At 70.7% G+C, this 23999-nt stretch carries 23 protein-coding genes; 8 read left to right on the top strand and 15 right to left on the bottom strand.

The features are described from left to right. Positions 1-71: 71 nt before the first annotated feature. Both ACWD26_RS36925 and ACWD26_RS36920 read right to left on the bottom strand, forming a co-directional pair. Entirely contained in the window at positions 72-707 is a 636-nt protein-coding gene (locus ACWD26_RS36925) for a DUF6230 family protein (protein WP_451276875.1), read from the bottom strand. A 690-nt stretch (positions 708-1397) separates the two neighbouring features. Next, the gene (locus tag ACWD26_RS36920; RefSeq protein ID WP_451276873.1) at positions 1398-2375 is read right to left on the bottom strand and encodes a tetratricopeptide repeat protein; all 978 of its coding nucleotides are present in this window, start codon (positions 2373-2375) and stop codon (positions 1398-1400) included. A gap of 195 nt (positions 2376-2570) precedes the next feature. Between ACWD26_RS36920 and ACWD26_RS36915 the strand changes: the two genes are divergently transcribed. Continuing rightward, entirely contained in the window at positions 2571-3194 is a 624-nt protein-coding gene (locus tag ACWD26_RS36915) for a TetR/AcrR family transcriptional regulator (RefSeq protein ID WP_451276871.1), read from the top strand. A 140-nt stretch (positions 3195-3334) separates the two neighbouring features. Here ACWD26_RS36915 and ACWD26_RS36910 read toward each other — a convergent pair whose 3' ends face one another. The 8 genes from ACWD26_RS36910 to ACWD26_RS36875 all read right to left on the bottom strand — a co-directional run bounded on the left by ACWD26_RS36910 (position 3335) and on the right by ACWD26_RS36875 (position 9280). Beyond that, positions 3335-5035, bottom strand: a complete 1701-nt coding sequence (locus ACWD26_RS36910; protein ID WP_451276869.1) for an acyl-CoA mutase large subunit family protein — start codon at positions 5033-5035, stop codon at positions 3335-3337. Positions 5036-5176: 141 nt separating this feature from the next. After that, positions 5177-5515 (bottom strand): DUF3817 domain-containing protein, encoded by a 339-nt coding sequence (locus ACWD26_RS36905; RefSeq protein WP_451276867.1) that lies wholly within the window; start codon positions 5513-5515, stop codon positions 5177-5179. 89 nt (positions 5516-5604) lie between these two features. After that, positions 5605-6114: a MarR family winged helix-turn-helix transcriptional regulator gene (locus tag ACWD26_RS36900; RefSeq protein WP_451276865.1), complete on the bottom strand. Its 510-nt coding sequence runs from the start codon at positions 6112-6114 to the stop codon at positions 5605-5607. A gap of 272 nt (positions 6115-6386) precedes the next feature. After that, entirely contained in the window at positions 6387-7019 is a 633-nt protein-coding gene (locus tag ACWD26_RS36895; protein ID WP_451276864.1) for a TetR/AcrR family transcriptional regulator, read from the bottom strand. Beyond that, positions 7016-7672 (bottom strand): DUF4166 domain-containing protein, encoded by a 657-nt coding sequence (locus tag ACWD26_RS36890; protein WP_451276862.1) that lies wholly within the window; start codon positions 7670-7672, stop codon positions 7016-7018. Before ACWD26_RS36890 ends, ACWD26_RS36895 begins: the two co-directional genes overlap by 4 nt. A gap of 75 nt (positions 7673-7747) precedes the next feature. Then, entirely contained in the window at positions 7748-8494 is a 747-nt protein-coding gene (locus ACWD26_RS36885) for a hypothetical protein (protein WP_451276860.1), read from the bottom strand. Positions 8495-8645: 151 nt separating this feature from the next. Beyond that, on the bottom strand, positions 8646-8939 hold the full coding sequence (locus ACWD26_RS36880) for an MTH1187 family thiamine-binding protein (RefSeq protein ID WP_451276858.1): 294 nt from the start codon (positions 8937-8939) through the stop codon (positions 8646-8648). Then, the gene (locus ACWD26_RS36875) at positions 8936-9280 is read right to left on the bottom strand and encodes a DUF3817 domain-containing protein (protein ID WP_451276856.1); all 345 of its coding nucleotides are present in this window, start codon (positions 9278-9280) and stop codon (positions 8936-8938) included. The genes ACWD26_RS36880 and ACWD26_RS36875 overlap by 4 nt, the downstream gene beginning before the upstream one ends. A gap of 191 nt (positions 9281-9471) precedes the next feature. On the opposite strand from ACWD26_RS36875, the gene ACWD26_RS36870 reads away from it, so the two are divergent. The 4 genes from ACWD26_RS36870 to ACWD26_RS36855 all read left to right on the top strand — a co-directional run bounded on the left by ACWD26_RS36870 (position 9472) and on the right by ACWD26_RS36855 (position 12170). Continuing rightward, positions 9472-10104, top strand: a complete 633-nt coding sequence (locus ACWD26_RS36870; RefSeq protein WP_451276854.1) for an AIM24 family protein — start codon at positions 9472-9474, stop codon at positions 10102-10104. 1 nt (position 10105) lies between these two features. Beyond that, positions 10106-10756, top strand: coding sequence for an AIM24 family protein (locus ACWD26_RS36865; RefSeq protein WP_451276852.1), 651 nt, complete (start codon positions 10106-10108; stop codon positions 10754-10756). Between the two features lie 2 nt (positions 10757-10758). After that, entirely contained in the window at positions 10759-11556 is a 798-nt protein-coding gene (locus ACWD26_RS36860) for an AIM24 family protein (RefSeq protein WP_451276924.1), read from the top strand. Positions 11557-11693: 137 nt separating this feature from the next. Further along, complete coding sequence (locus ACWD26_RS36855; RefSeq protein WP_257540523.1) at positions 11694-12170, top strand: MarR family winged helix-turn-helix transcriptional regulator; 477 nt, start codon at positions 11694-11696, stop codon at positions 12168-12170. A gap of 72 nt (positions 12171-12242) precedes the next feature. Here the strand turns inward: ACWD26_RS36855 and ACWD26_RS36850 are convergent, their stop codons facing one another. Then, the gene (locus ACWD26_RS36850) at positions 12243-13664 is read right to left on the bottom strand and encodes an ATP-binding protein (RefSeq protein WP_451276850.1); all 1422 of its coding nucleotides are present in this window, start codon (positions 13662-13664) and stop codon (positions 12243-12245) included. Next, positions 13661-14329 (bottom strand): response regulator transcription factor, encoded by a 669-nt coding sequence (locus ACWD26_RS36845; protein ID WP_451276848.1) that lies wholly within the window; start codon positions 14327-14329, stop codon positions 13661-13663. Before ACWD26_RS36845 ends, ACWD26_RS36850 begins: the two co-directional genes overlap by 4 nt. Positions 14330-14501: 172 nt before the next feature. On the opposite strand from ACWD26_RS36845, the gene ACWD26_RS36840 reads away from it, so the two are divergent. Next, on the top strand, positions 14502-15188 hold the full coding sequence (locus tag ACWD26_RS36840; protein ID WP_451276846.1) for a PepSY domain-containing protein: 687 nt from the start codon (positions 14502-14504) through the stop codon (positions 15186-15188). Positions 15189-15387: 199 nt separating this feature from the next. Here ACWD26_RS36840 and ACWD26_RS36835 read toward each other — a convergent pair whose 3' ends face one another. The 3 genes from ACWD26_RS36835 to ACWD26_RS36825 all read right to left on the bottom strand — a co-directional run bounded on the left by ACWD26_RS36835 (position 15388) and on the right by ACWD26_RS36825 (position 19141). After that, on the bottom strand, positions 15388-16614 hold the full coding sequence (locus tag ACWD26_RS36835; protein ID WP_451276844.1) for an MFS transporter: 1227 nt from the start codon (positions 16612-16614) through the stop codon (positions 15388-15390). A gap of 313 nt (positions 16615-16927) precedes the next feature. After that, positions 16928-17884 carry a methylmalonyl Co-A mutase-associated GTPase MeaB gene (gene meaB, locus ACWD26_RS36830; protein WP_451276842.1) on the bottom strand — a complete coding sequence of 319 codons (957 nt, stop codon included), beginning with the start codon at positions 17882-17884 and terminating at the stop codon, positions 16928-16930. A 54-nt stretch (positions 17885-17938) separates the two neighbouring features. Further along, positions 17939-19141 (bottom strand): acetyl-CoA C-acetyltransferase, encoded by a 1203-nt coding sequence (locus ACWD26_RS36825; protein ID WP_451276840.1) that lies wholly within the window; start codon positions 19139-19141, stop codon positions 17939-17941. 148 nt (positions 19142-19289) lie between these two features. On the opposite strand from ACWD26_RS36825, the gene mce reads away from it, so the two are divergent. Both mce and scy read left to right on the top strand, forming a co-directional pair. Next, positions 19290-19730 (top strand): methylmalonyl-CoA epimerase, encoded by a 441-nt coding sequence (gene mce, locus ACWD26_RS36820; RefSeq protein WP_257567155.1) that lies wholly within the window; start codon positions 19290-19292, stop codon positions 19728-19730. A 242-nt stretch (positions 19731-19972) separates the two neighbouring features. Continuing rightward, on the top strand, positions 19973-23821 hold the full coding sequence (gene scy, locus ACWD26_RS36815) for a polarized growth protein Scy (protein WP_451276837.1): 3849 nt from the start codon (positions 19973-19975) through the stop codon (positions 23819-23821). Positions 23822-23999: the final 178 nt, after the last annotated feature.

The following is a 23999-nucleotide window of genomic DNA, read 5'->3' as shown; positions in this document are numbered from 1 at the left end:
GCGTTGGCGCGCACGGCGAGAAAGACGGGCGGGCGAAGAAGCGCAGGCCCCCTCACCCGCCCAGGGAGTGCTCAGTAGCACTCCACGACGCCCTTGTGGAGCGACATCTTGAGGTTGCTCAGCTTGAAGGTTCCGGCGGTGGTCGCCCACGCCGTCTGCTTCACTCCGGTCAGCGAGGCCGAGTCGGCCTGCTGGGAGAACCCGTAGGGGTTGGCCTGCTCCGAGCCGCCCTTCATGCCCGGACCCTTGTTGGCGTCCTTGGCCGCCACACCGATGTCGATGCCCTTGAAGACGGCGTCCGCCTCAAGGTCCTCGACGTCGATGTAGAGGTTCTCGGCCTCGACCTTCTTGCCACCGGTACCGGCGGTCAGCTTGAGGCTGACGCTACCGAGGATGGGGACACCCGGGGTCACGACCGACTGGCACATGTTGGTGATCGTCGCGGACTTGAACGCCGAAACGGCGACGGGGTGAACCGTCTTCTCGCCCTTGAGGGTGTAGCCCTCGTCGAGCGCTCCGTACTGCGAGAAGCCCGTACCGTCGAGCTGACCCGCCGTCACCTTGAACGACTGGCCCGACACACTGAACGACGCGGCGAGGGCGCCCTGCGCGAGGGCGACACCTATCGCTGCTGTGGCGGCGACGCTGGGCACCATGACCACAGCGAACCGCTTCCATCTGGTCCCGCCACGCACCTGGGACTCCATATTTCCTCCTTCTCGGACGTACATCTCCTGTCACCGGCTCGCCTCTTGGCGGCTCGGCCGGACAGGGATGGGAGAAGTGCTACGTCCTCGGGAAGGAGAGCGCCCGCGCTCGGTGGCGCGAAAAGCGCCCGAATCACCGGCGATCACCCCCGAGCGACAACCACTGGTCGCGCCTGACACGCATCACGCACAACCTGCTGGACAGGCTCCGCCGTTGAGCGGAGACCCCCCTGCCCAAGAGCCGGCGCCACTGTCGCCCGCTCTACTCGGTGGGGACCCAGAAAACCCGTTGACCCGACTGGCTGGCGGGGCACGGGAACGGACCGAGCGTCGCCGATCGTGGTGCATTCTCGCCGCCCCCGCAAGGGGGTCGTTACTGGCTAGTAACGGACGGATAACCGAACAACGACCCATCGGCATCGGCCAGCGACCCTGGGTGGCGTCGAGTGAGGCGACACATCGGTTGACAGTTGGACAGAGTCCGACACAACGACGACTTTCTCTTACTGCAAGTAACAGCGGCCGCGATTACCAAGATTTGGTAAAGCGCGGCCGCTGTGTCGCTGTGTCGCCAAATCTCTCACTCACGCAACACACGCACCGGCACGCCGGAACCGAGCGGTCCCGGCGCACCGACTCCCCCCGCGCGCCACAGCCGACTCTCAGCTGTGGCAACGCTTCGAGGGACGGTCAGAACAACGCCCGAGCCAGCGCCCGCCGCGCCGCGGCCACCCGCGGATCGTCGCCGCCGACCACCTCGAAGAGCTCCAGCAGCCGCACCCGTACGGCGTCCCGGTCGTCACCGAACGTGCGCCGCACCGTGTCGATGAGTCGCCCGAACGCGTCCTCCACATGTCCGCCGACGAGGTCGAGGTCCGCCGCCGCGATCTGCGCCTGCGCGTCACCGGGGTTCTCGGCGGCCGCCTTGCGCACGTCCTGCGGGTCGGCGCCCTGCACGCGCTGCAGCAACTCGGCCTGCGCGAGGCCCAGTTTGGCCTCGCTGTTGCCCGGGTCGTCGCTCAGCACGTTCTTGTACGCCTGCACGGCACCGCCGAAGTCGCCCGCGTCCAGGGCGTGTACGGCGGCTTCGAGCAGGTGGTCGTAGGGGCCGGCCGGGACCTGCGGGGCGACTTCGGCGGGGGCCCCGGACTCGGCGTCCGGGTCCACCACGAGGCCGGTGAGCCCGAAGCGCTGCTCGGCGACCTGGACGAGCTGGTCGAGGGTCGCGCGGATCTGCTGCTCGGGGGCGGCACCCTGGAAAAGAGGCAGGGCCTGTCCGGCCACTACGGCGAACACAGCCGGAATGCCCTGGATCCCGAACTGCTGCATCAACATCTGGTTGGCGTCGACATCGATCTTGGCGAGGACGAACTTGCCGTTGTACTCGACGGCGAGTCGCTCCAGCACCGGGCTGAGCTGCTTGCAGGGCTGACACCACTCGGCCCAGAAGTCGATGACGACGGGCACTTCGGTGGACCTCTGCAGGACCTCGCTCTCGAACCCGGCCTCATCGACATCGATGACCAGGTCGGCCGGGGAGACCGCCCCTCCCCCGCCCTGTCGGGCCGCTTCGGCGCGCGCCTGCTCCGCCTTCGCCTTGGCCTCTTGGGCCGCCTTCACCGCGGCGAGGTCGACGACTCCGCTCATGGACATGTTCCGTGGCTGCATGAGTACATCCTCCCCCTTCCGAGCACGCGCGTGAAAAGCGTCCTGAAACCCGGGCGTCGCCCACTCCAGACTTTCGCTACGGGTCGTAGCGTAACTGTCCCGGGCGACTCTTCTGTACCCCTCAGTACCCACTCCCCGGTGATCTGCCTCACGACTTCCCGGGGGACTTCGGGAACGGCCGGATATGGTCGGCGGATGCAGAGCCGCACCCCCGCCTCCCGTGCCACGGGCGGCCGTCCGCGCAGCGCCGCCGCGGACGCCGCGATCCTGGCCGCGACCCGGGAGGCGCTCGTCGAGCTGGGGTGGTCGAAGCTGACGCTGGGCGACGTGGCCACACGGGCGGGCGTCGCGAAGACGACCCTCTACCGCCGCTGGGCCGGCAAGAACGAACTCGTCGTCGACGCGGTCGCGGAACTCTTCGACGAACTCCGCCTCCCCGACCGGGGCAGCCTGGCCGCCGACATCGAGGGCGTCGTCCTGCAGTTCGCGGCGATCCTCGCCCGCCCGGAGGCCAGGAGCGGCCTGATGGCCGTCATCGCCGAGTCCACCCGCGACGACGCCCTCCGCGAACGCATCCGCGCCTCCATCGTCGACCGCCAGAAACGCCTGGTCCTGGAAGGCCGCTCCCGAGCCCAGACCCGAGGCGAACTCCCCCCGGAGTCCGACCCCACCACCGCCACCGGCACCATCGACCTCATCTTCGACGTCGTGGCGGGCGCCATCGTCCACCGCACCTTGGTGAGCGCCGAACCAGCCGACGAAGCCTGGGCCAAAGCCTTCACCAGACTCCTGCTACTGGGCTTGAGGAACGCGCCCTGAAGGGGCGCGGGGAACTGCGCGACCAGCCCCCACCCACCCGCATCCGAAGAACGAACCCGAGGGGGTCGAAGGGGCGCAGCCCCTGGGGATGGGACGGGTAGGGGCGGCGGGGGCGAAAAACACCCCACGCCACCCGCCCCCTAGAACCCCGCCGGCTCCGTATACACCCCCCACTCCTCCCGCAGCACCCCACAGATCTCCCCCAACGTCGCCTCGGCCCGCACCGCGTCCAACATCGGGCCGATCATGTTGGCCCCCTCCCGCGCGGCAGCGATCATCGCATCGAGCGCGGAGCGCACCGCCACCTCGTCCCGCACACCCTTCCTCCCCGCGAGCACCCGCACCTGCTCCCGCTCCACCTCATGACCGACCCGCAGGATCTCCAGGTCCCCGGTCACGGAGCCGTGGTGGACGTTGACGCCGACGACCCGCTTCTCGCCCTTCTCCAGCGCCTGCTGGTACCGGAAGGCGGACTCCGCGATCTCCCCGGTGAACCACCCGTCCTCGATCCCCCGCAGAATCCCGGACGTGACCGGCCCGATGGGATGCCGTCCATCGGGATGCGCCCGCAGCCCCCGCTCCTTGATCTGGTCGAAGATCCTCTCCGCGTCCGCCTCGATCCGGTCGGTCAGCTGCTCGACGTACCACGAACCGCCCAGCGGATCGGCCACGTTGGCGACCCCGGTCTCCTCCATGAGCACCTGCTGCGTCCGCAGCGCGATCTCGGCGGCCTGCTCCGACGGCAGCGCCAGCGTCTCGTCCAACGCGTTGGTGTGCAGGGAGTTGGTCCCGCCGAGCACCGCCGACAGCGCCTCCACCGCCGTACGCACGACGTTGTTGTACGGCTGCTGCGCGGTCAGCGAGACCCCGGCGGTCTGGGTGTGGAACCGCAGCCACTGCGCCTTCTCGGTCCGCGCCCCGTACACGTCCCGCATCCACCGGGCCCAGATCCTGCGCGCCGCACGGAACTTGGCGATCTCCTCGAAGAAATCGACGTGCGCGTCGAAGAAGAAGGACAGCCCCGGCGCGAACACGTCGACGTCCAGCCCACGGCTGAGCCCCAGTTCGACGTACCCGAACCCGTCCGCGAGCGTGTACGCCAACTCCTGCGCGGCCGTCGCCCCCGCCTCACGGATGTGGTACCCGGACACGGACAGGGGCTTGTACGCCGGGATCTCGGCGGCGCAGTGCTCCATCAGATCCCCGATGAGCCGCAGATGCGGCTCGGGCTGGAAGAGCCACTCCTTCTGCGCGATGTACTCCTTGAAGATGTCGGTCTGGAGCGTGCCGTTGAGCACGGCCGGGTCGACGCCCTGCCGCTCGGCGGCGACGAGGTACATGCAGAAGACGGGAACGGCGGGCCCGCTGATCGTCATGGAGGTGGTGACGTCCCCGAGCGGAATGCCCTCGAAGAGCACCTCCATGTCGGCGGCGGAGTCGACGGCGACCCCGCAGTGCCCGACCTCGCCCAGCGACCGCGGGTCGTCGGAGTCGCGGCCCATCAACGTCGGCATGTCGAACGCGACGGACAGGCCCCCGCCCCCGTTGGCGAGGATCGTCTTGTACCGCTCGTTCGTCTGCCGCGCGTTCCCGAAGCCGGCGAACTGCCGGATCGTCCAGGTCCGCCCCCGGTACCCCGTCGAGTACAGCCCTCGCGTGAACGGGTACTCCCCCGGCCACCCGATCCGCTCGAACCCCTCGTACACATCCCCCGGCCGCGGCCCGTACACGGGCTCCACGGCGTCACCGGAAAGCGTCGTGAAGTCGGCCTCCCGCTTGCGCGCGGCGTCATACCGCTCCTGCCAGCGTCGGCGTCCCTCTTCGATGGCGTCAGCGTCCATGAGACCAATTTACTTGGACGTCCTAGTAAACGTCGACGGCAGACCGCCGTACGCACTCGTACGGCGGTAAGAGGCGGGCGAAGAGGCGGACGCCGGCGTCGCGGGGTCGCGGTGTCGCGGTTCAGCCGACGGGGCCGAGCCTCACACCTTGGCGACCGCGGGTGAACCGTCGGTGATCTTGCCCTCCAGCTCCTGGGTGATCCGGCGCTCCACGAAGAAGGCCGCCGTCGGGATCGTGCCCGCCAGCAACACCCACAGCTGCTTCTTGACCGGCCACTTCGCCTTGGACCCGAGATCGAACGCGAAGACCAGGTACAGGACGTACAGCCAGCCGTGGGCGAGGCTGACGACGTACGTGAAGTCCGCGGCTCCGTCCAGTTCGAGCACGTACTTGCCGATCATGCCCAGGGTCAGCAGAATCAGCAGCACACCGGTGACATAGGCCAGGACGCGATAGCGGGTCAGCACGCTCTTTTTCATGCGTACGAGCCTAGCTACGGGATGCGGGCGATCTTCACGCGCCCCTCGGCCGCCCCTCAAGCGCCCCTCGGCCGTCTCTCGGCCGCCCTTCAGCTCTCCTCGAAGTCCCCCGCGGCCACCCGCAGCGGGCGGAGCATGGCGAAGATCTCCGCGCATTCCTCGGCGTCGTAGACGCCGAGGCCGAAGTCCATGGCCATGAGGTCACGGGTGGCGGCGTCGCAGACCTCACGGCCCTTGTCGGTGATGGAGGCGAGGGTGCCGCGGCCGTCGTTGGGGTTGGGACGCTTGTCGACGAGGCCCGACTTGACCAACCGGTCGACCGTGTTCGTCACGGACGTCGGGTGCACCATCAGCCGCTCGCCGATCTTGGACATCGGCAGCTCGCCCTTCTGGGAGAAGGTGAGGAGCACGAGGGCCTCGTAGCGGGCGAAGGTCAGCCCGTACGGCTTGACGACCGCGTCGACCTCCGCCAGCAGGATCTGCTGGGCACGCATGATCGAGGTGATCGCGGCCATGGACGGGACGCTTCCCCAGCGCTGTTTCCAGTGCTCGTCGGCGCGCGAGATGGGGTCGAAGGAGAGGCTGAGCGGCTTCGGCACGGCACCGACCTTACCGGCCGGTCATATGCTGGTCAGCCCCGTCTCGCCTTTCGGTCGCGGCCCCGCGCAGACCGGGAGAGCTCGGGGGCACGGATTCGTCGCGAGTGCGGGTAAAAGCCCCGGGCTTGCCCGGGGAGTTAAAGGGGCGCGGGGAACTGCGCGACAAGCCCCCACCCACCCGCACCCGACAACACACCCATGCGGGGTCGAAGGGGCGGCAGCCCTTGGGGATGGGAATGGGTAGGGGCGGCGGGGGCGAGAAACACCCACGCTCAGCGCGCGACGCTCTTCCGAAGATGATGCCGAACCGCCCGCTGAGCCACAGGCCCAAGACTGTCAAGGGCGGCCGCAAGCACCGTGAGCTGCTCAAGCGCCCCCAGCGCAGCCGAGGCCCCCTCCGCGTCAACCCCCTCATAAAGCTCCAGCCCCACGAACGACGCGGCCACGGCCCGAGCCAGACCCCCCGCATCGGCGAACTCCCCGAGCGGCGACCCCGCCAGAACCCGACGCAGCACCCCCTCGATCTCCGTGATCCACAGATCGAGCCCCGCCGCCGTGGCCGGCCCCAGCCGAGGATGCGTCTGCGCCCCCGCGAGAAGCTGCCCGAGAACGGCCACATGCCCCTCCGCCCGCTCCTCCACATGCATCTCCCGCCCGAACGCCAGCAATTCGGCGAGAGAGCCGATCTCCGCCAGCCGCTCCCGATGCCGGGCCACCCGCCGCTCCGCCCCGTGCCGGCACGCCGCCGCCAGGAGCTCGTCGACGGACCCGAAGTGGTAGAAGACGAGCGCCTGGTTCACCCCGGCGGTCGCGGCGATCGTCCGCGCGGACGTCTTGGCGATGCCCTGCTCGACGAGCGTGCGCAGCGCGCCGTCCAGCAGCTTCGCCCGCGTCGCCTCGCTCACGCCCTCACCTCCTCGCGCACGGGGCGCAGACCGGGCCGGACCCCGCACTCCCGGACGTCCTGGTACGAGGCGGCGAAGGAGCCCTCGTAGCCGAAGAGCGGCCCGAAGCGCCGGTTCACCACCCTCACCCGGATCCGGAAACGGCCCGTCCGCTCGTCGAACCGCTCCCGCACCTCCGCCTCACCGCCGATGAGTTCGGGGACGCGTACGTCGACCGGCCCCTCCCGGAAGCGGTGCTCACCCGAGCGGATCAGCAGCGACCCGTCGGGTTCCGCGCTGAAGTGCAGATCACTGGCGAGGTGCTGGTGGGTGCCGAGGTAGTCGAGGACACGGTCACCCTTGGGGCTCAACACCATCTGGGCGTCGAACCGGCGGGACCGGCCGGGCAGGTCGAAGGTACGCACGAAGCTCACCGTCTCACGGCCGTGACGGTCGACGTACGGCACGTTCTCGATGACGAAGGGGACGTTCCGCCCCTCGCGCGGGACGAGGATGTTCCGCGTACCGCCGAGCGCGAGGAACGGCTTCACCAGCCCCCGGCCGTACCAGACGCGGTCCATCACACCCCGGCCGACGCACGCCTCACCGCTCGCCAGGCCGACCGAGAAACGGCGGCGCAGCTCGGGGTGGAGCCGCTCGAAGTCCGCACCCATGACCGTACGGAAGATCGAAGTCCTCGGAGCCCACAGAGCCCCCGAACTCCTTGAAGCCGTGGAATCCATGATCGGCTATCCCTTCAGCGTCGCGAGCAGACGGGGCGCACGCGCGCGTGCGGGTGGCGTCCGCAGACAGCGGCGGGCGGACGGCGTGCCGGGCAGGGGCGGCACGAGCAGCGCGGCCAGGACCGCCGACACGGCCAGCACCGGCGTCGCGAACAGTGCCAGCGGTGCCAGAACGCCCGCCGGGTCCACCAGCGCCCCGCACACGAGCCCGGCGCAGGCGGCGACGACGGTCAGCGCGCGTACGGCCGCCTCGGCGAGCCAGTGGCGCAGGGCCCGCTCGGGGGTGATGTCCCGCTCCAGCCACAGACGGAGGCGGTCGAACGACCAGGCGGTGGCCCAGCCCATGAGCGGGCGGAAGAGCAGCCGGTCGGCGAGCGCGCCGAGGCGGCCCCAGCGGGGGCGGTAGTCGTAGCCGGTGAGGAAGCGGACGCCCTCGCCGTCCGGGACGTAGCGCCAGTAGCCGCTGCCCTCCGCGATCAGGGAGAGCGGGTGCGGCGAGACGAACCGCAGGGCCGAGGTCCTGGTGCCGTCCGGGCGCTCCCTCTCGCCGGCCGATATCCCGGTGCCGGCGACCGTCAGGCCGGGGAGCACACGGGTGGCGTACCGGAAGTGCTGCGGCTCGCCCTCCGCGCGCGGGAGGTAGTCGATCTCGGTGAAGCGCAGGTCCCAGCGCTGGTGCGAGGCCGGGTCCTGAGTGCGTTCCCACACCTCCTCCAGGCCGGCCCGTACACGTGTCTCGATGTAGAGACCCATCAGCGTTCCCCCAGGTCGAGTGAAGTTTTGAGCGAGTGCTCAACTCACTTGCCAAGACCGTAGCACCGATTTGAGCGAACGCTCAAACATCTAGGCACAAAAGAACCCCGACCCATGGGCCGGGGTTCTCGAGGGGCCGTAGGGCCGACGGCTACGCGGACAGGTGCCGCTCCACCGTCTCCACCTTCGACGTCAGGCCGTCCGTGACACCGGGGCGGATGTCGGCCTTGAGGACGAGGGAGACCCGGGGTGCGCGCTCCTCGACGGCGGCGACGGCCCGCCGTACGACGTCCATGACCTCGTCCCACTCCCCCTCGATGGAGGTGAACATGGCGTCGGTGCGGTGGGGCAGGCCCGACGCGCGGACGACCCGTACGGCGTCGGCGACGTACTCCCCCACGTCCTCACCGACGCCGAGCGGGGTCACGGAGAAGGCGACGATCACGCGTTCACGATCCCTTCCTTGCGGGCACGGGACGCGATCAGCGCGCTCTCGGCCTCACGGCGGAGCCTGCGCTCGGCGAAGAAGCCGCCGGCGGGCAGGACGGCGAGGGCGAAGTAGAGGGCGGCGGTCTTCAGGGACCACTTGGTGCGGTTCCAGGCGTCGGCCCAGAAGACCACGTACAGGATGAACAGGATGGCGTGGACCCAGCCCATCACGGGTACCGCGTTGAACTCCGTGGTGCGCTTGAGCACCGAGCAGACGAGCAGCAGCAGGAAGGAGACGGCCTCGGGGGCCGAGACGAGGCGCAGGCGGCGCAGGGCTGAGGCGGTCTTTATGTCCACGGGTCACCTTCGGTGGGGTCGGTGGGGCGGGTCGTCGCGTCGCTTGTCGGTCCTTGTGAACGGAAGCACAAGCGCGGTCCATTCTGGCATCCGTCAACCTCCCGATGGCCCTAGGGGTCCCTTCAGGGTCGAGATCCCCCTCTGGGACCTGTCCTGTCCACCCATCGGACGGTTAACGTCACCACGTGGCAATGTTCCGACTTCAAGGCAGCAAAGTGCTGGCCGTCGACATGACCGGTGACGCCGTGAAGGCGAAGAACGGCTCGATGGTCGCGTACGACGGCCAGATGACGTTCAAGAAGCTGAGCGGCGGCGGTGAGGGCCTGCGCGGGATGGTGACGCGGCGCCTCACGGGTGAGCAGATGACGTTGATGGAGGTGACCGGGCAAGGGACCTGCTGGTTCGCGGACCGAGCCTCCGAGATCAACCTCGTGAATCTTCAGGGGGACAAGCTGTACGTGGAGTCGAGCAATCTGCTCGCGACGGACTCCGGGCTGCGGACGGGCACGAGCTTCACGGGGCTGCGCGGCGCCTCGCAGGGCAACGGCCTGTTCACCACGACGATCGAGGGCCACGGCCATGCGGCGATCATGTCCGACGGCCCGGCGGTGGTGCTGCGGGTGAGCCGCCAGTACCCGCTGACGGTGGACCCGGGGGCGTACATCGCGCACCAGGGCGACCTCCAGCAGTCCTTCCAGTCCGGTGTGACGTTCCGCACCTTCATGGGCGAGGGCGGCGGCGAGGCCTTCCAGATCCGCTTCGAGGGCGACGGACTCGTCTACGTCCAGCCCAGCGAGCGCAACACGGTGGCGGGGGACGTCTGACATGGCCTTCCGTGAGATCAACTCGAAGATGGTCGAGGCGACCGTGGCGCCGGGCCAGCGGCTGTTCAGTCAGCGCGGCGCGATGCTCGCCTACCAGGGCGAGGTGTCCTTCACCCCCAACATGCAGGGCGGCCAGGGCGGTATTGCGTCGATGATCGGCCGCCGGGTGGCGGGCGAGGCGACGCCGCTGATGACGGTCGAGGGCAGCGGCACGGTGCTGTTCGGGCACGGCGGTCACCACATCCAGGTGATCAACCTGACCGGCGAGACCCTCTACGTCGAGGCCGACCGCCTCCTCGCCTTCGACGGCACCCTCCAGCAGGGCACGATGTTCATGGGCTCGCAGGGCGGCGTCATGGGCATGGTCCGGGGCCAGGTGACGGGCCAGGGCCTGTTCACCACGACCCTCAAGGGGCAGGGGGCCGTCGCCGTCATGGCGCACGGCGGTGTGATCGAGGTCCCGATCACCCCCCAGCGCCCGGTCCACGTGGACCCCCAGGCGTATGTGGCGCACCACGGCGACGTACGCAACAAGCTCTCCACCGCGCTCGGCTGGCGCGACATGGTGGGGCGCGGCTCCGGCGAGGCGTTCCAGCTGGAGCTGAGCGGCAGTGGTGCGGTGTACGTCCAGGCCTCGGAGGAGAAGCTGTGAGCATGTACGGGGCTCCGGGCGCCGGCCCGACCGTCTTCGACCCGATGACGCTGCCGTCCGACGACAACGTCAACAACTACACCTTCTGCGTGGAGCTCAAGGGGAGCCAGTGGTTCCTGCAGAAGGGGAAGATGATCGCCTACTACGGCCAGATGGAGTTCAACGGCATCGGACACGGCGGGCTGGACCGTCTCGTCCGTTCGTCGTTCCATTCGCCTCTGCACGCGAGCGACTGGGTCGTGGCCCAGGGTTCCGGCAAGATGCTCCTCGCCGACCGGGCCTTCGACGTCAATTCGTATGACTTGGAGGACGGCAACCTGACCATTCGCTCGGGCAACCTCCTCGCTTTTCAGCCAAGTCTCGCGCTGAAGCAGTCGATCGTTCCGGGCTTCCTGACCCTGATCGGAACCGGCAAGTTCGTGGCGGCCTCCAACGGCCCCGTGGTGTTCATGGAACCCCCCATCCGGGTGGACCCGCAGGCCCTGGTCGGTTGGGCCGACTGCCCCTCGCCGTGCCACCACTACGACCACGGCTACATGACGGGTCTGATGGGCGGCCTACGTGCGATGACGGGGCTCGGCGGCGCCTCCGGCGAGGAGCACCAGTTCGAGTTCGTCGGGGCGGGCACGGTCCTGCTCCAGTCCTCCGAGACCCTCATGGCCGAGCAGGCCACGGGCATGGTCCCGCACGAGCCGGGCGTCCCCGGCGGCGGTGGGGTACCCGGGCATCACGGACAGCAGGCCGGCGCACCGCGCCTTCCCGGACAGCTGGGGGACCTCCAGCGTCGCTTCGGGCTGTGAGCGGTAGTCTGCGGAGTGTGACATCGAACGTGTGCGCGTTGTCATGCTCCAACCCGTAAGACCCGACCTGTCCGTACGACCGGCACCACCAAAACCCTCACTAGTTCGCCTTTCAACATTTTAGGTAGACTTCATTCATGGAGACCGAAACGGCCACGCGCTGGCTGACCGATGCGGAGCAGTGCGCCTGGCGCACCCATCTGGACGTCAACAGGCTGCTGACGCACCAGCTCGAAAGGGATCTGCAGCCGTTCGGCCTGACAATGAACGACTACGAGATCCTGGTGAACCTCTCCGAGTCGGAGGGCCGGCGGATGCGGATGAGCGACCTCGCCGCCGCCACCCTCCAGTCCAAGAGCCGCCTCTCGCACCAGATCACACGGATGGAGAACGCGGATCTGGTACGCCGCGAGAACTGCGAGTCCGACCGGCGCGGGCTGTTCGCCGTGCTGACGGAGCACGGCATGGAGACGATGCAGCGGGTGGCTCCGCACCATGTGGCGTCGGTGCGGCGGCACTTCATCGACCTGCTGCCGGAGGAGGCACTGGAGGAGCTGCACAAGTCGCTGGCGCCGATCGCGGAGCACCTCCGGAGCCACCGCGGTAAACCGTAGAGGGCTGGGGGACTGCCGGTTCAGTGCCGACTGCGGGTTCGTCGTGGCTGGTCGCGCAGTTCCCCGCGCCCCTTACCTCGGCAGCCTGAGTTCGAAGAGGGCGCCGCCGCCCGGGGCGTCGCCGACCGTCAGGGTGCCTCCGTGGCGTACGGCGATGTCCCGGGCGATCGCCAGGCCCAGACCCGCGCCGCCGTCGTCCCTCGCCCGTGACTCGTCGAGGCGGACGAAGCGTTCGAAGATGCGGTCGCGGTCGGCTTCGGGGACGCCCGCGCCATCGTCCGTCACCTGGAGGACCGCCCGGTCGGCGTCCGTGCGCAGGGTGACGGCGACCCGTTCGCGGGCGTGACGGCCGGCGTTGTCCAGAAGGTTGCCGAGGACGCGGCAGATCTGGGTGCGTGAGCCGCTCAGCATCAGGGAACCGACGGCCTCCAGGGTCACACCCTCCCGGGAGGACACCTCTTCCCGTACGACCTTCGCCAGGTCGAAGCGCGCGTCCGGCGGCGGGCGCTCCCCCGCATCCAGTCGGGCGAGCAGCAGCAGGTCGGCGGCGAGGCTCTGCAGCCGTACGGTGTCCTCGACCGCCCCCTCCAGATCCAGCAGCTCCGGGTGTGCCGCGGCCACTTCGAGCTGGGTGCGCAGGGATGCGATCGGGCTGCGCAGCTCGTGGGAGGCGTCCGCGACGAACGCGCGCTGCCGCTCCACCGAGGTCTCCAGCGCCGCCAGCGTCTCGTTCGTCGTCCGCGCGAGCCGGGCGATCTCGTCGTGCGTGTCGGGCTCGGGGACGCGCCGGGAAAGGTCCTCGGAGGCGGTGATCGCCGCCATCTCCGAACGGATGCCCTCGACCGGGCGCAGGGCCCGTTTGGTGACGAAGTACGTCACCCCGCTGACCGTCAGCAGCAGGAGCGGCAGCCCGATCAGCATCGTCGTCAACGCGGTGCCGACGGCCTCCTCCTCGGTGGAGAGCGGAGCGCCGGCGTAGACGGTCAGTGGCACACCGGCCGGTGTGATCACGTCGACCGCGGCGAAGCGGTAGTCCGCCGTGTCCCCCTCGACGGTCGCGGTGCCCTCGCCGTACCAGGTCTCGTCGGCGATCTCGCCGGGAGGGAGCGTGCCGGCGTCCTCCGTGTCCCGGTCGCCCTCCGCCCTGTCGTCGGCGTCGTCGTTGGTCTCGGAGTTCAGCCGGTCCGAGGCGACGGCGGTCACGTCCATGCCCTCGACGTCCTCGCCGACCGCGACGGGCTTCTCGTCCCGGTCCAGGACCTCGACCGGGTTCTCGTCGCCGTCCGGCAGCCTCAGCTCGTCGTAGGCGAACCCGTTCGCCAGCGCCGAGGCGGCGTTGCGGGCCACGGAATCGGCCTCCGCGTCCGCCTTGTCGGTGAGCGTGAACCGCAGCGAGAGCAGGACCGCGGCACCCGCGGCGACCAGGGCCAGGGCGACGACGACGGTCGCGGCGAGGGTGGCGCGGGCCCGCACCGAGCCCAGACGGCGCTTCACGGACGGGCCTCCAGTCTGTATCCGGCACCGCGCACGGTCTTGATGAGCGTGGAGCCGAGCTTGCGGCGCAGGGCGCTGATGTAGACCTCGACGATGTTCGGGTCGCCGTCGTAGGCGAAGTCCCAGACGTGCTCCAGGATGTCGGCCTTCGACACGACCTCACCGGCTCTGAGGACGAGCTGCTCCAGGACGGAGAACTCCTTGGTGGTGAGGGTGACCTCGTCCTCGGCGAGGAACACGCGCCGGGCGGCGGTGTCGACCCTCAGATCGCCGACCTCGTGCACGGGCGAGACACCGGCCGACGCGTTGCGCCGCCGCAGCAGCGCCTTCACCCGGGCGACGAGGACGACGTACGAGAACGGCTTGGTCAGATAGTCGTCGGCGCCCGTGTCGAGTCCCTCGGCCTCGTCGTACTCGCCGTCCTTGGCGGTGAGCATCAGGATCGGCACGTCGTGCCCGGCGGCGCGCAGGGCGGCGCAGACGCGGTAGCCGTTCATGCCGGGCAGCATGATGTCGAGGATCACGAGGTCGTACGACCCCTCGCCCGCCCGGTGCAGGCCCTCGGTCCCGTCGTGGACGACGTCCACGGCATATCCCTCGGCCGTCAGCCCCTTGGCCAGCGACACCGCGAGCCGCTTCTCATCTTCCACGATCAACAGGCGCATGCGCCCAGCTTGGCAAACCGAACCTGAAGCGGTCTTCAGGGGGCTTCAGGCTCGCTTCAGCGTCGATCGGCCAGATTGGTTCCCGTCGAAAGCAGACGAGGCAGGCAAGCCAGCTGCAACCGGCGACACCATCCGTCACTGGTTGCAACCAGTCGCATCCCGGAGGAATCCCATGAAGCGCAACATCGTCATCGCCACCGTCGCGGCCGCCGCCCTGATCGGCGGCGGAACCGCGACCGCCATCGCGGTCTCGGGTGACGACGAGGCGCAGGCGAAGAAGACCGTGACGGTGTCCGACGACGACCGCGACGGCACCGACGACACGGACGGCACGGCCCAGGACAAGGCCGAGGACCAGGCCGCCCGCGACACGGACGAGGACGCCGACGACAAGGCCGAGAACGCCGCCGAGGCGAAGGCCGGGCAGGTCACGGCCGCCGAGGCGATCAAGACGGCGCTGAAGCACCAGGCCGGCACGGCCGTCTCCGCCGACCTCGACGACGAGGGCACGAACCTGGTGTGGGACGTCGACGTCCTGACCAACGGCGGCAAGTGGTTCAGCGTCCAGGTCGACCCCGGCACCGGCAAGGTCCTCGGCTCGCACGCCGACCGCGACGACGACGGTGACGACGCCGCCGAGACCGAGCAGATCCGGGCCGCGCTGAAGGGCACCTCCGTGACCGCCGCGGAGGCCGCCGAGGCCGCCGCCGCGAAGGGCACGGTGACCTCCGTCGACCTCGACGAGGAGAGCCGGGACAAGGCCTGGGAGGCCGGCACCACGGCCGCCGACGGCACCGGCAGCGACTGGAGGGTGAACCTCGACTCGGGCAAGGTCACCGCCGACCGCTCGGAGGACTGACCCCTCGCGGGCCCACATGAACCACCGGGAGAAGTGACCGCCGCCCGGCCGTCACCCCTCCAGGAGGACCGCGCCTCCCTCCCCCACACCAACGGGAGACCGGCTCTCCTTCCACGCCGGGAAGGCCGACACCTCAACTCCCCCAGAGGTACGAAGCCCTCCTCACCCCACAGGTAGGGGCACCCGACACCGGGTGCCCCTACCGGCGTTTCACCGGCCCGCGACCCCGCCTCCTGCCCCGCCCCACCACGGTCGCCGTGAGGAGGGTCGCCGTCCCCGCGAGGGCGAAGCCGACGGTCGGTGAGACGTGGGCGACCAGGAGGCCCGAGGTGGCCGCGCCCGTCGAGATGCCGGCGTTCACGGCGGTGTTGACCCAGGCGCCGGCCTGGGTGCGGGCGGTGGGCGGGGCGGATGCGTCGGCGACCAGGTACGCGGTGGTCAGGGCCGGGGCGACGAAGAACCCGGCGCACACGATGGCGCCGGTGAGGGTGGCGAGGTTCGGAGCGAGGCCGGCGCCGGCGAGCGCGAGGCCCAGGCCCGCCGTCAGCAGCGACAGCCGTACCCGCGCGCCGGAGCGCCACTCGACCGCGCCGTACAGCAGGCCGCCCACCGCGCTCCCGGCGGACAGCGCGGCGAAGATCCAGGCGACCACGTCGTCCCCGTGCCCCCGCTGCTCGGCGAAGGCCAGCACCAGCAGATCGAGGGCCCCGAGCGCCAGCCCGACCCCGCCGGCCGCGACGACCGGCGGCACGATCCCGGCCACCACCCTCGGCCTCCGTACGCCGCCCGCCTGCTTCGGCACCGCGCCACGGCCCGGAATGCCCGCCACGGCCGGGGAGGTCACGAATCCGAGGGTTCCCGTCACCACCAGCACGGCACCCATGGCCACGGCGGCGGCCGGAGCGGCGAACTGCACCACCCCGCCCACGACCAACGGCCCCGACACGAACAGCAGTTCCTCCGCGACCCCGTCGAGGCTGTACGCGCGCCGCAACAGCCCCGGCCCTGCCGCGAGTTCGCTCCACACGGTCCGCATCGTCGGCCCGAGCGGAGGCGTACAGGCGCCCGCCGCCGCCGCGACCGCCCCCAGGGCCGGCCCCGACGCGCCCGGCCGCCAGCTCACCACCGCGAGCGTGCCGAGCAGTACGGCGTAGAGCGAGGCCATGGGCAGCAGCGCCCGGCGCGGACCGTACCGGTCGACGAGCGCGGCCCTCGCGGGCGACAGGAAGACGCTGGTGGCCCCGAACAGAGCCATCACCGTGCCGGCGACGGCGTACGACCCCGTCGCACGGGTCACGGCGAGCAGCACGGCGACAGGGACCATGCCGTAGGAGAGGCGGCCGACGAGTACGGCGACGAAGGTGCGGCGGGCGTACGGGATACGGAGCACGGCGGCGTACGACGGCCGCGAGGAGATCGCGGACATGCGGAATGTTCCTCACGTGGAGGCGAAAGGGGGACACCGATGTCCCGCACGACGACCCAGGTCGTCTGCGGGAGGGCCCGCCCTCTACGCACAGTGATGGAACATCCGGCCAACTTAGCAGCAGGAGGGGTGCGTTGGTTGTTCTGCGGGTGGGTGGGGGCTGGTCGCGCAGTTCCCCGCGCCCCTGAAAGACACGGCCCTGCGGGCCGAAAAGCACGGAGCGCAGCCCCTGGTGGGGGCACCTCCCGCTCGAGCGAAGCCGAGAGTGGGGGAGGGACGGGTAGGAGCGGCGGGGGCGAGAAAAGGCCCCCGGTCAGCCCTCCGTCAGGCTGGCCACCAGCTCGTCCGCCGCCCGGTAAGGATCCAGCTCACCCGTCACGATCCGCTCGGCCAGGGAATCGAGACGCCGATCCCCGTGCAGATCCCCGATGCGTTCCCGCAGCGCCGTGACCGCGATCGTCTCGACCTCCCGAGCCGCCCGCACCCGCCGCCGCTCGGCAAGCACTCCCCTCTCCTCCATCCACGCCCGGTGCTTCTCCAGGGCCTCGACCACCTCGTCGACCCCTTCTCCCCGCGCCGCGACCGTCTTGACGATCGGCGGCCGCCAGTCACCGGGGCCCCGGGACTCCCCCAGCCCCAGCATGTGGTTCAGCTCGCGCGCGGTCGCGTCCGCGCCGTCCCGGTCGGCCTTGTTGACGACGTAGACGTCACCGATCTCCAGGATCCCGGCCTTGGCCGCCTGGATGCCGTCGCCCATACCGGGCGCCAGCAGCACCACGGACGTGTCCGCCTGGGAGGCGATCTCCACCTCCGACTGCCCGACGCCGACCGTCTCGACCAGGATCACGTCGCAGCCGGCCGCGTCGAGGACGCGGATCGCCTGCGGGGCCGCCCAGGCGAGGCCACCCAGATGGCCGCGCGTCGCCATCGAACGGATGTACACGCCGGGGTCGGAGGCGTGCTCCGACATCCGGACCCGGTCACCGAGCAGCGCGCCCCCGCTGAAGGGGGACGACGGGTCCACGGCGAGCACACCGACCCGCTTGCCGGCCCGCCGGTACGCCGTCACCAGCGCGGACGTGGAGGTGGACTTGCCGACACCCGGCGAGCCCGTCAGGCCCACCACGTACGCCCCGCCCGTGAGCGGGGCCAGCGCCGCCATGACCTCGCGCAGCTGCGGGGACGCCCCCTCCACCAGGGAGATCAGCCGGGCGACGGCCCGGGGCCGCCCTTCCCTGGCCTGTGCCACCAGCGTGGGGACGTCCTGCATCACAGCTCCGTTCCGAAACAACGAGTGGCCGCCTGCGCCCGGGACCGACAGGTCTCAGGCCTTGGGTACCCGCACGATCAGCGCGTCACCCTGACCACCGCCACCGCACAGCGCGGCCGCGCCGACCCCGCCGCCGCGCCGCTTCAGCTCCAGCGCGAGGTGGAGGACCAGACGCGCGCCGGACATACCGATGGGGTGCCCGAGAGCGATCGCACCACCGTTGACATTCACCTTTTCGGGGGACACCCCGAGGTCCTTCATTGACTGCACGGCGACCGCGGCGAAGGCCTCGTTGATCTCGATCAGGTCGAGGTCCGCCACCTCCAGACCATCCTTCTTCAGGGCGTGCTGGATCGCGTTCGACGGCTGGGACTGCAGCGAGTTGTCCGGCCCGGCCACGTTCCCGTGGGCGCCGATCTCGGCGAGCCACGTGAGGCCCAGCTCCTCCGCCTTCTCCTTGCTCATCACGACCACGGCCGCCGCACCGTCCGAGATCTGCGAGGCGGAGCCGGCGGTGATCGTGCCGTCCTTGGCGAAGGCCGGCCGCAGCTTGCCCAGCGACTCGGCGGTGGTCTCACCGCGGATGCCCTCGTCCTGGCTGAAAACGACCGGTTCGCCCTTGCGCTGCGGGATCTCGACCGGGGTGATCTCGGCGTCGAAGAGGCCGTTCTTCTGCGCGGCGGCGGCCCGCTGGTGGGACAGGGCGGCGATCTCGTCCTGCTCGGGGCGCAGGATGCCGAGGCGGGTGTTGTGCTTCTCGGTGGACTCGCCCATGGCGACGCCCTCGAAGGAGTCGGTCAGCCCGTCGTGCGCCATGGCGTCGAGCATCTGGATCGCCCCGTACTTGTAGCCCTCGCGGGACTTCGGGAGCAGGTGGGGGGCGTTGGTCATGGACTCCTGGCCGCCCGCCACGACCACGTCGAACTCGCCGGCGCGGATCAGCTGGTCGGCCAGCGCGATGGCGTCCAGGCCCGACAGACACACCTTGTTGATCGTGAGCGCGGGCACGTTCATCGGAACGCCCGCCTTGACCGCGGCCTGGCGCGCCGGGATCTGCCCCGCCCCGGCCTGGAGCACCTGGCCCATGATCACGTACTGCACCTGGTCGCCACCGATCCCCGCACGGTCGAGGGCGGCCTTGATCGCGAAGCCACCGAGGTCGGCTCCGGAGAAGGACTTCAGCGAACCGAGCAACCGTCCCATGGGCGTCCGGGCGCCCGCGACGATCACCGAGGTCCTGCCGTTCGTTCCAGTCATGAGGTGCGATCCCCTTCCAGCTTGCACAGCCGAGGAGTGAACGAGGGTTTACTTCGAATGTACTGAGTGGCACTCCGTGCCGTCATCGGGCTGTCAGTGTGATCGCTGGCACGTTGCGTAACCGCCGCGGGAGCGCTGCACTGACACCATGCTGACGCGAATCGACCACATCGGGATCGCCTGTTTCGACCTCGACAAGACCGTCGAGTTCTACCGGGCCACGTACGGCTTCGAGGTGTACCACTCCGAGGTCAACGAGGAGCAGGGCGTGCGCGAGGCCATGCTCAAGATCAACAGCACGGACGACGGCGGTGCCTCCTACCTGCAGCTCCTTGAGCCCACCCGCGAGGACTCCACCGTCGCGAAGTGGCTGGCCAAGAACGGCGAGGGGGTCCATCACATCGCCTTCGGCACCGCGGACGTCGACGGCGAGGCGGCCGCGATCAAGGACAAGGGCGTACGCGTCCTGTACGAGGAGCCGCGAGTCGGTTCCATGGGGTCACGGATCACGTTTCTGCACCCCAAGGATTGCCACGGCGTACTGACAGAACTGGTCACTTCGGCGCCAGTTGAGTCACCTGAGCACTGACCCCCGTACATATGGGCCGGTAGGGTTGGGGTCGGCCGTCGCCTTCCAAGGGGACGGCCCCGGGTCCTGCCGCCTTCCGACGACAGGACTCTAGGGCCGGGGTCCAGGTTTCGGGGACGAGGGTGAGGGCGGCAGCCCGTGCTCCGCCGTTGATCTGACACCATTCCCCGGGGGCACCGTTCGGCGGTTGGACGGAGCTCGTTTGCCAGAGGTTGCGACCAGGGGACGGATGGGACCGCGCAGTGCGGGGCTACGAACGCCAGGAGCGAGAGCCGGCGGCTGACGTCGACCACCTCTCTCGGTTCGAGGCCGAGATGGAGCGGCTGAAGACCGAGCGGGAAAAGGCGATCCAGCACGCCGAGGACCTCGGCTACCAGGTCGAGGTGCTGCGCGCCAAGCTGCACGAGGCGCGCCGCACCCTCATGTCCCGGCCCGCCTACGACGGGGGCGACCTCGGGTACCAGGCCGAGCAGATGCTCCGCCAGGCCCAGATGCAGGCCGACCAGCTGCGCGCGGACGCCGAGCGTGAGCTGAGCCAGGCCCGGGCACAGACCCAGCGGATCCTCCAGGAGCACGCCGAGCAGGCCGCGCGCCTCCAGGCGGAGCTGCACCAAGAGGCGGTCACCCGCCGCCAGCAGCTCGACCAGGAGCTGTCGGAGCGCCGCCAGACGGTCGAGTCGCACGTCAACGAGAACGTGGCGTGGGCCGAACAGCTGCGCGCCCGCTCCGAGCAGCAGGCCCGCCGGCTGGTCGACGAGTCGCGGGCCGAGGCCGAGCAGGCGCTGGCCGCCGCCCGCGCCGAGGCCGAGCGGCTGACGAACGAGGCACGGCAGCGGCTGCAGAGCGACTCCGAGGCCGCCCGCTCCGAGGCCGACCAGATCCTGCGCCGGGCCCGCGCCGAGGCCGAGCGGCTGCTGAACGCGGCGTCGACGCAGGCCCAGGAGGCCACCGAGCACGCCGAGCAGCTGCGCTCCTCCACCGCCACCGAGTCGGACTCCGCCCGCCGCCAGGCCGCCGAGCTGAGCCGGACCGCCGAGCAGCGCATGGCGGAGGCCGAGACGGCGCTCCGCGAGGCGCGCGCCGAGGCCGAGAAGCTGGTCACCGAGGCGAAGGAGAACGCGGCCAAGGCCCTCGCCGGCGCCGAGTCCACCAACGAGCAGCGCACGCGTACGGCGAAGGAACAGGTCGCCCGGCTGGTCGAGGAGGCCACGAAGGAGGCCGAGGCCACCAAGGCGTCCGCCGAGGAAGTCGTCGCGGACGCCAAGGCCGAGGCGGAGAAGCTGCTGGCCGAGGCGGCCGAGAAGGCCCGCTCGATCACGGCGGAGGAGTCCGCCTCCCAGCTCGCCAAGACGGCCAAGACCGCCGAGGACGTGCTGAACAAGGCGTCCCAGGAAGCCAAGAACACCACCAAGGCCGCCGCCGAGGAGGCCGAGCGCATCCGCGCCGAGGCCGAGGCCGAGGCGGACCGGCTGCGGGCCGAGGCACACGACATCGCCGAGCAGCTCAAGGGCACGGCGAAGGACGACACCAAGGAGTACCGCGCCAAGACGGTCGAGCTGCAGGAGGAGGCGCGCCGGCTGCGCGGCGAGGCCGAGCAGCTGCGCGCCGACGCGGTCGCCGAGGGCGAGCGGATCAGGGCCGAGGCCCGCCGCGAGGCCGTCCAGCAGATCGAAGAGGGCGCCAAGACCGCCGAGGAGCTGCTCGCCAAGGCGCGGACGGACGCCGACGAGCTGCGGCAGACGGCCACCGCGGACAGCGAGAAGGTCCGCACGGAGGCCATCGAACGCGCTTCGACGCTGCGCCGCCAGGCCGAGGAGACCCTGGAGCGCACCCGCAAGGAGGCCGAGCGGTACCGCGCCGAGGCCGCCGAGCAGTCCGAGGAGCTGAAGGCCGAGGCCGAGCGTGCCGCCCGCGAGCTGCGCGAGGAGACCGAGCGCGCCGTCGAGGCCCGCAAGGCCGAGGCCGCCGAGGAGCTGGCCCGGCTGCACAGCGAGGCCGAGGCCCGGCTGGCGTCCGCCGAGGAGGCGCTGGCCGACGCCCGCGCCGAGGCCGAGCGGATCCGCCGCGAGGCCGTCGAGGAGACGGACCGGCTGCGCTCCGAGGCCGCCGAGCGCATCCGTACGCTCCAGGCGCAGGCCGAGGCCGAGGCCGAGCGGCTGCGCGACGAGGCCGCGTCGGACGCGTCCGCGTCCCGCGCCGAGGGCGAGGCCATCGCCGTACGGCTGCGGTCGGAGGCCGCGTCCGAGGCGGAGCGGCTGAAGTCCGAGGCGCAGGACACCGCCGACCGGGTACGGGCGGAGGCGCAGGCCGCGGCCGAGCGGCTCGCCACGGAGGCCTCCCAGGCGCTGGCCGCCGCGCAGGAGGAGGCCGCCCGGCGCCGCCGCGAGGCCGAGGAACTCCTCGGCTCCGCCCGGCAGGAGGCCGACCAGGAGCGCGAGCGGGCCCGCGAGCAGAGCGAGGAGCTGCTGGCCTCGGCGCGCAAGCGTGTGGAGGAGGCCCAGACCGAGGCCGTACGGCTGCTCGAGGAGTCCGAGCGGCGCGCCACGGAGATGGTGTCGGCGGCCGAGCAGCACGCGCAGCAGGTGCGGGACTCCGTGGCCGGACTGCACGAGCAGGCCCAGGAGGAGATCGCCGGCCTGCGCAACGCGGCGGAGCACGTGGCGGACCGTACGCGCCGGGAGGCCGAGGAGGAGGCGGACCGGGTCCGCTCCGACGCCTACGCGGAGCGGGAGCGGGCCGCGGAGGACGCGGGCCGGGTCCGCCGGGAGGCCCGGGAGGAGACGGACGCCGCGAAGGCGCTCGCCGAGCGTACGGTCGCTGAGGCCATCGCCGAGGCGGAGCGGATCCGTGTCGACGCGTCGGACCACGCCCAGCGGGTCCGCACCGAGGCCTCGGACACCATCGCGCGGGCCGACCAGGACGCCTCGCGCACCCGGGCGGAGGCCCGCGACGACGCCAACCGCATCCGTTCGGACGCGGCCACCCAGGCCGACACCCTCATCACCGAGGTGACGGCCGAGGCGGAGCGGCTCACCCGGGAGACCAACGAGGAGGCCGAGCGCGTACGGGCCGAGTCCGTCGCCAAGGCCGACCAGCTGATCGGCGAGGCCACCGACGAGGCGGAGCGGCTGCGGGCCGAGGCCGCCGAGACGGTGGGCTCCGCGCAGCAGCACGCCGAGCGGGTCCGGGCCGACGCCGAGCGCGCGCGGGCCGAGGCGGAGGCGGAGGCCGACCGGCTCATGGCGCATGCCCGCGAGGAGGCCGACCGCACCCTCGACGAGGCCCGCAACGAGGCCAACAAGCGGCGCTCCGAGGCCGCCGAGCAGGTCGACAAGCTCATCACGGAGACGGCGGCCGAGGCCGACAAGCTGCTCACCGAGGCGCAGACGCAGGCCCAGAAGACCACCGCGGACGCCGAGGGACAGGCCGACTCCATGGTCGGCGCGGCCCGCAAGGAGGCCGACCGGCTGGTCGCCGAGGCGACCGTCGAGGGCAACTCCACGGTGGAGAAGGCCCGTCAGGACGCCGACGAGCTGCTGGTCGGCGCGCGCCGGGACGCGACCGCCATAAGGGAGCGGGCCGAGGAACTGCGGGACCGCATCACGGCCGAGATCGAGGCGCTGCACACGCGGGCCCGCCGCGAGGCCGCCGAAACCATGAAATCCACCGGCGACCGTTGCGACGCGCTCATCAAGGCCGCCGAGGAGCAGTTGGAGAAGGCGACGGCGAAGGCCAAGGAGATCGTTTCCGAGGCCAACTCCGAGGCGGGCAAGGTCCGTATCGCCGCGGTGAAGAAGGCGGAGGGCCTCCTGAAGGAGGCCGAGCAGAAGAAGTCCACGCTCGTCCGTGAGGCCGAGGAGCTGAAGGCCGAGGCGATCCGCGAGGCCCGCCGCACGGTCGAGGAGGGCAAGCGCGAGCTGGATGTGCTGGTCCGCCGCCGCGAGGACATCAATGCGGAGATTTCCCGTGTCCAGGACGTCCTGGTGGCGTTGGAGTCTTTTGAGGCCCCGTCGAGCGGCAAGGACGGTGGAGTCAAGACGGGTGCTGCGGCGGGTGCGACTCGTTCGGGTGGCAAGTCGTCAGACGGCTAGCGGTGCCGGGGCGTTGCGGGTATCTTCCCGCGCCGCCCCCGGTACTACAGACACCAATTTGTGCTCGTTCTGTGCTTGTCAGGGCCTTTATGCAAAGTTTCAGACAAGCATTCCGATGGTCGGCCACTCAAAAGGGGCGTCATTCTCCAGATCAAACGTGCATCTGCTCGATGACACG

Source organism: Streptomyces sp. NPDC002787 (assembly GCF_053592095.1).
Note: the sequence above shows the minus strand (reverse complement) of the source record. Positions and strands in the feature narration are given on the sequence as shown.

Coding starts and splice junctions, on each gene's coding strand:
- ACWD26_RS36925 (WP_451276875.1), bottom strand. CDS start 707: ATGGAGTCCCAGGTGCGTGGCGGGACCAGATGGAAGCGGTTCGCTGTG.
- ACWD26_RS36920 (WP_451276873.1), bottom strand. CDS start 2,375: ATGCAGCCACGGAACATGTCCATGAGCGGAGTCGTCGACCTCGCCGCG.
- ACWD26_RS36915 (WP_451276871.1), top strand. CDS start 2,571: ATGCAGAGCCGCACCCCCGCCTCCCGTGCCACGGGCGGCCGTCCGCGC.
- ACWD26_RS36910 (WP_451276869.1), bottom strand. CDS start 5,035: ATGGACGCTGACGCCATCGAAGAGGGACGCCGACGCTGGCAGGAGCGG.
- ACWD26_RS36905 (WP_451276867.1), bottom strand. CDS start 5,515: ATGAAAAAGAGCGTGCTGACCCGCTATCGCGTCCTGGCCTATGTCACC.
- ACWD26_RS36890 (WP_451276862.1), bottom strand. CDS start 7,672: ATGGGTGCGGACTTCGAGCGGCTCCACCCCGAGCTGCGCCGCCGTTTC.
- ACWD26_RS36885 (WP_451276860.1), bottom strand. CDS start 8,494: ATGGGTCTCTACATCGAGACACGTGTACGGGCCGGCCTGGAGGAGGTG.
- ACWD26_RS36870 (WP_451276854.1), top strand. CDS start 9,472: ATGTTCCGACTTCAAGGCAGCAAAGTGCTGGCCGTCGACATGACCGGT.
- ACWD26_RS36865 (WP_451276852.1), top strand. CDS start 10,106: ATGGCCTTCCGTGAGATCAACTCGAAGATGGTCGAGGCGACCGTGGCG.
- ACWD26_RS36860 (WP_451276924.1), top strand. CDS start 10,759: ATGTACGGGGCTCCGGGCGCCGGCCCGACCGTCTTCGACCCGATGACG.
- ACWD26_RS36855 (WP_257540523.1), top strand. CDS start 11,694: ATGGAGACCGAAACGGCCACGCGCTGGCTGACCGATGCGGAGCAGTGC.
- ACWD26_RS36845 (WP_451276848.1), bottom strand. CDS start 14,329: ATGCGCCTGTTGATCGTGGAAGATGAGAAGCGGCTCGCGGTGTCGCTG.
- ACWD26_RS36840 (WP_451276846.1), top strand. CDS start 14,502: ATGAAGCGCAACATCGTCATCGCCACCGTCGCGGCCGCCGCCCTGATC.
- ACWD26_RS36835 (WP_451276844.1), bottom strand. CDS start 16,614: ATGTCCGCGATCTCCTCGCGGCCGTCGTACGCCGCCGTGCTCCGTATC.
- meaB (WP_451276842.1), bottom strand. CDS start 17,884: ATGCAGGACGTCCCCACGCTGGTGGCACAGGCCAGGGAAGGGCGGCCC.
- ACWD26_RS36825 (WP_451276840.1), bottom strand. CDS start 19,141: ATGACTGGAACGAACGGCAGGACCTCGGTGATCGTCGCGGGCGCCCGG.
- mce (WP_257567155.1), top strand. CDS start 19,290: ATGCTGACGCGAATCGACCACATCGGGATCGCCTGTTTCGACCTCGAC.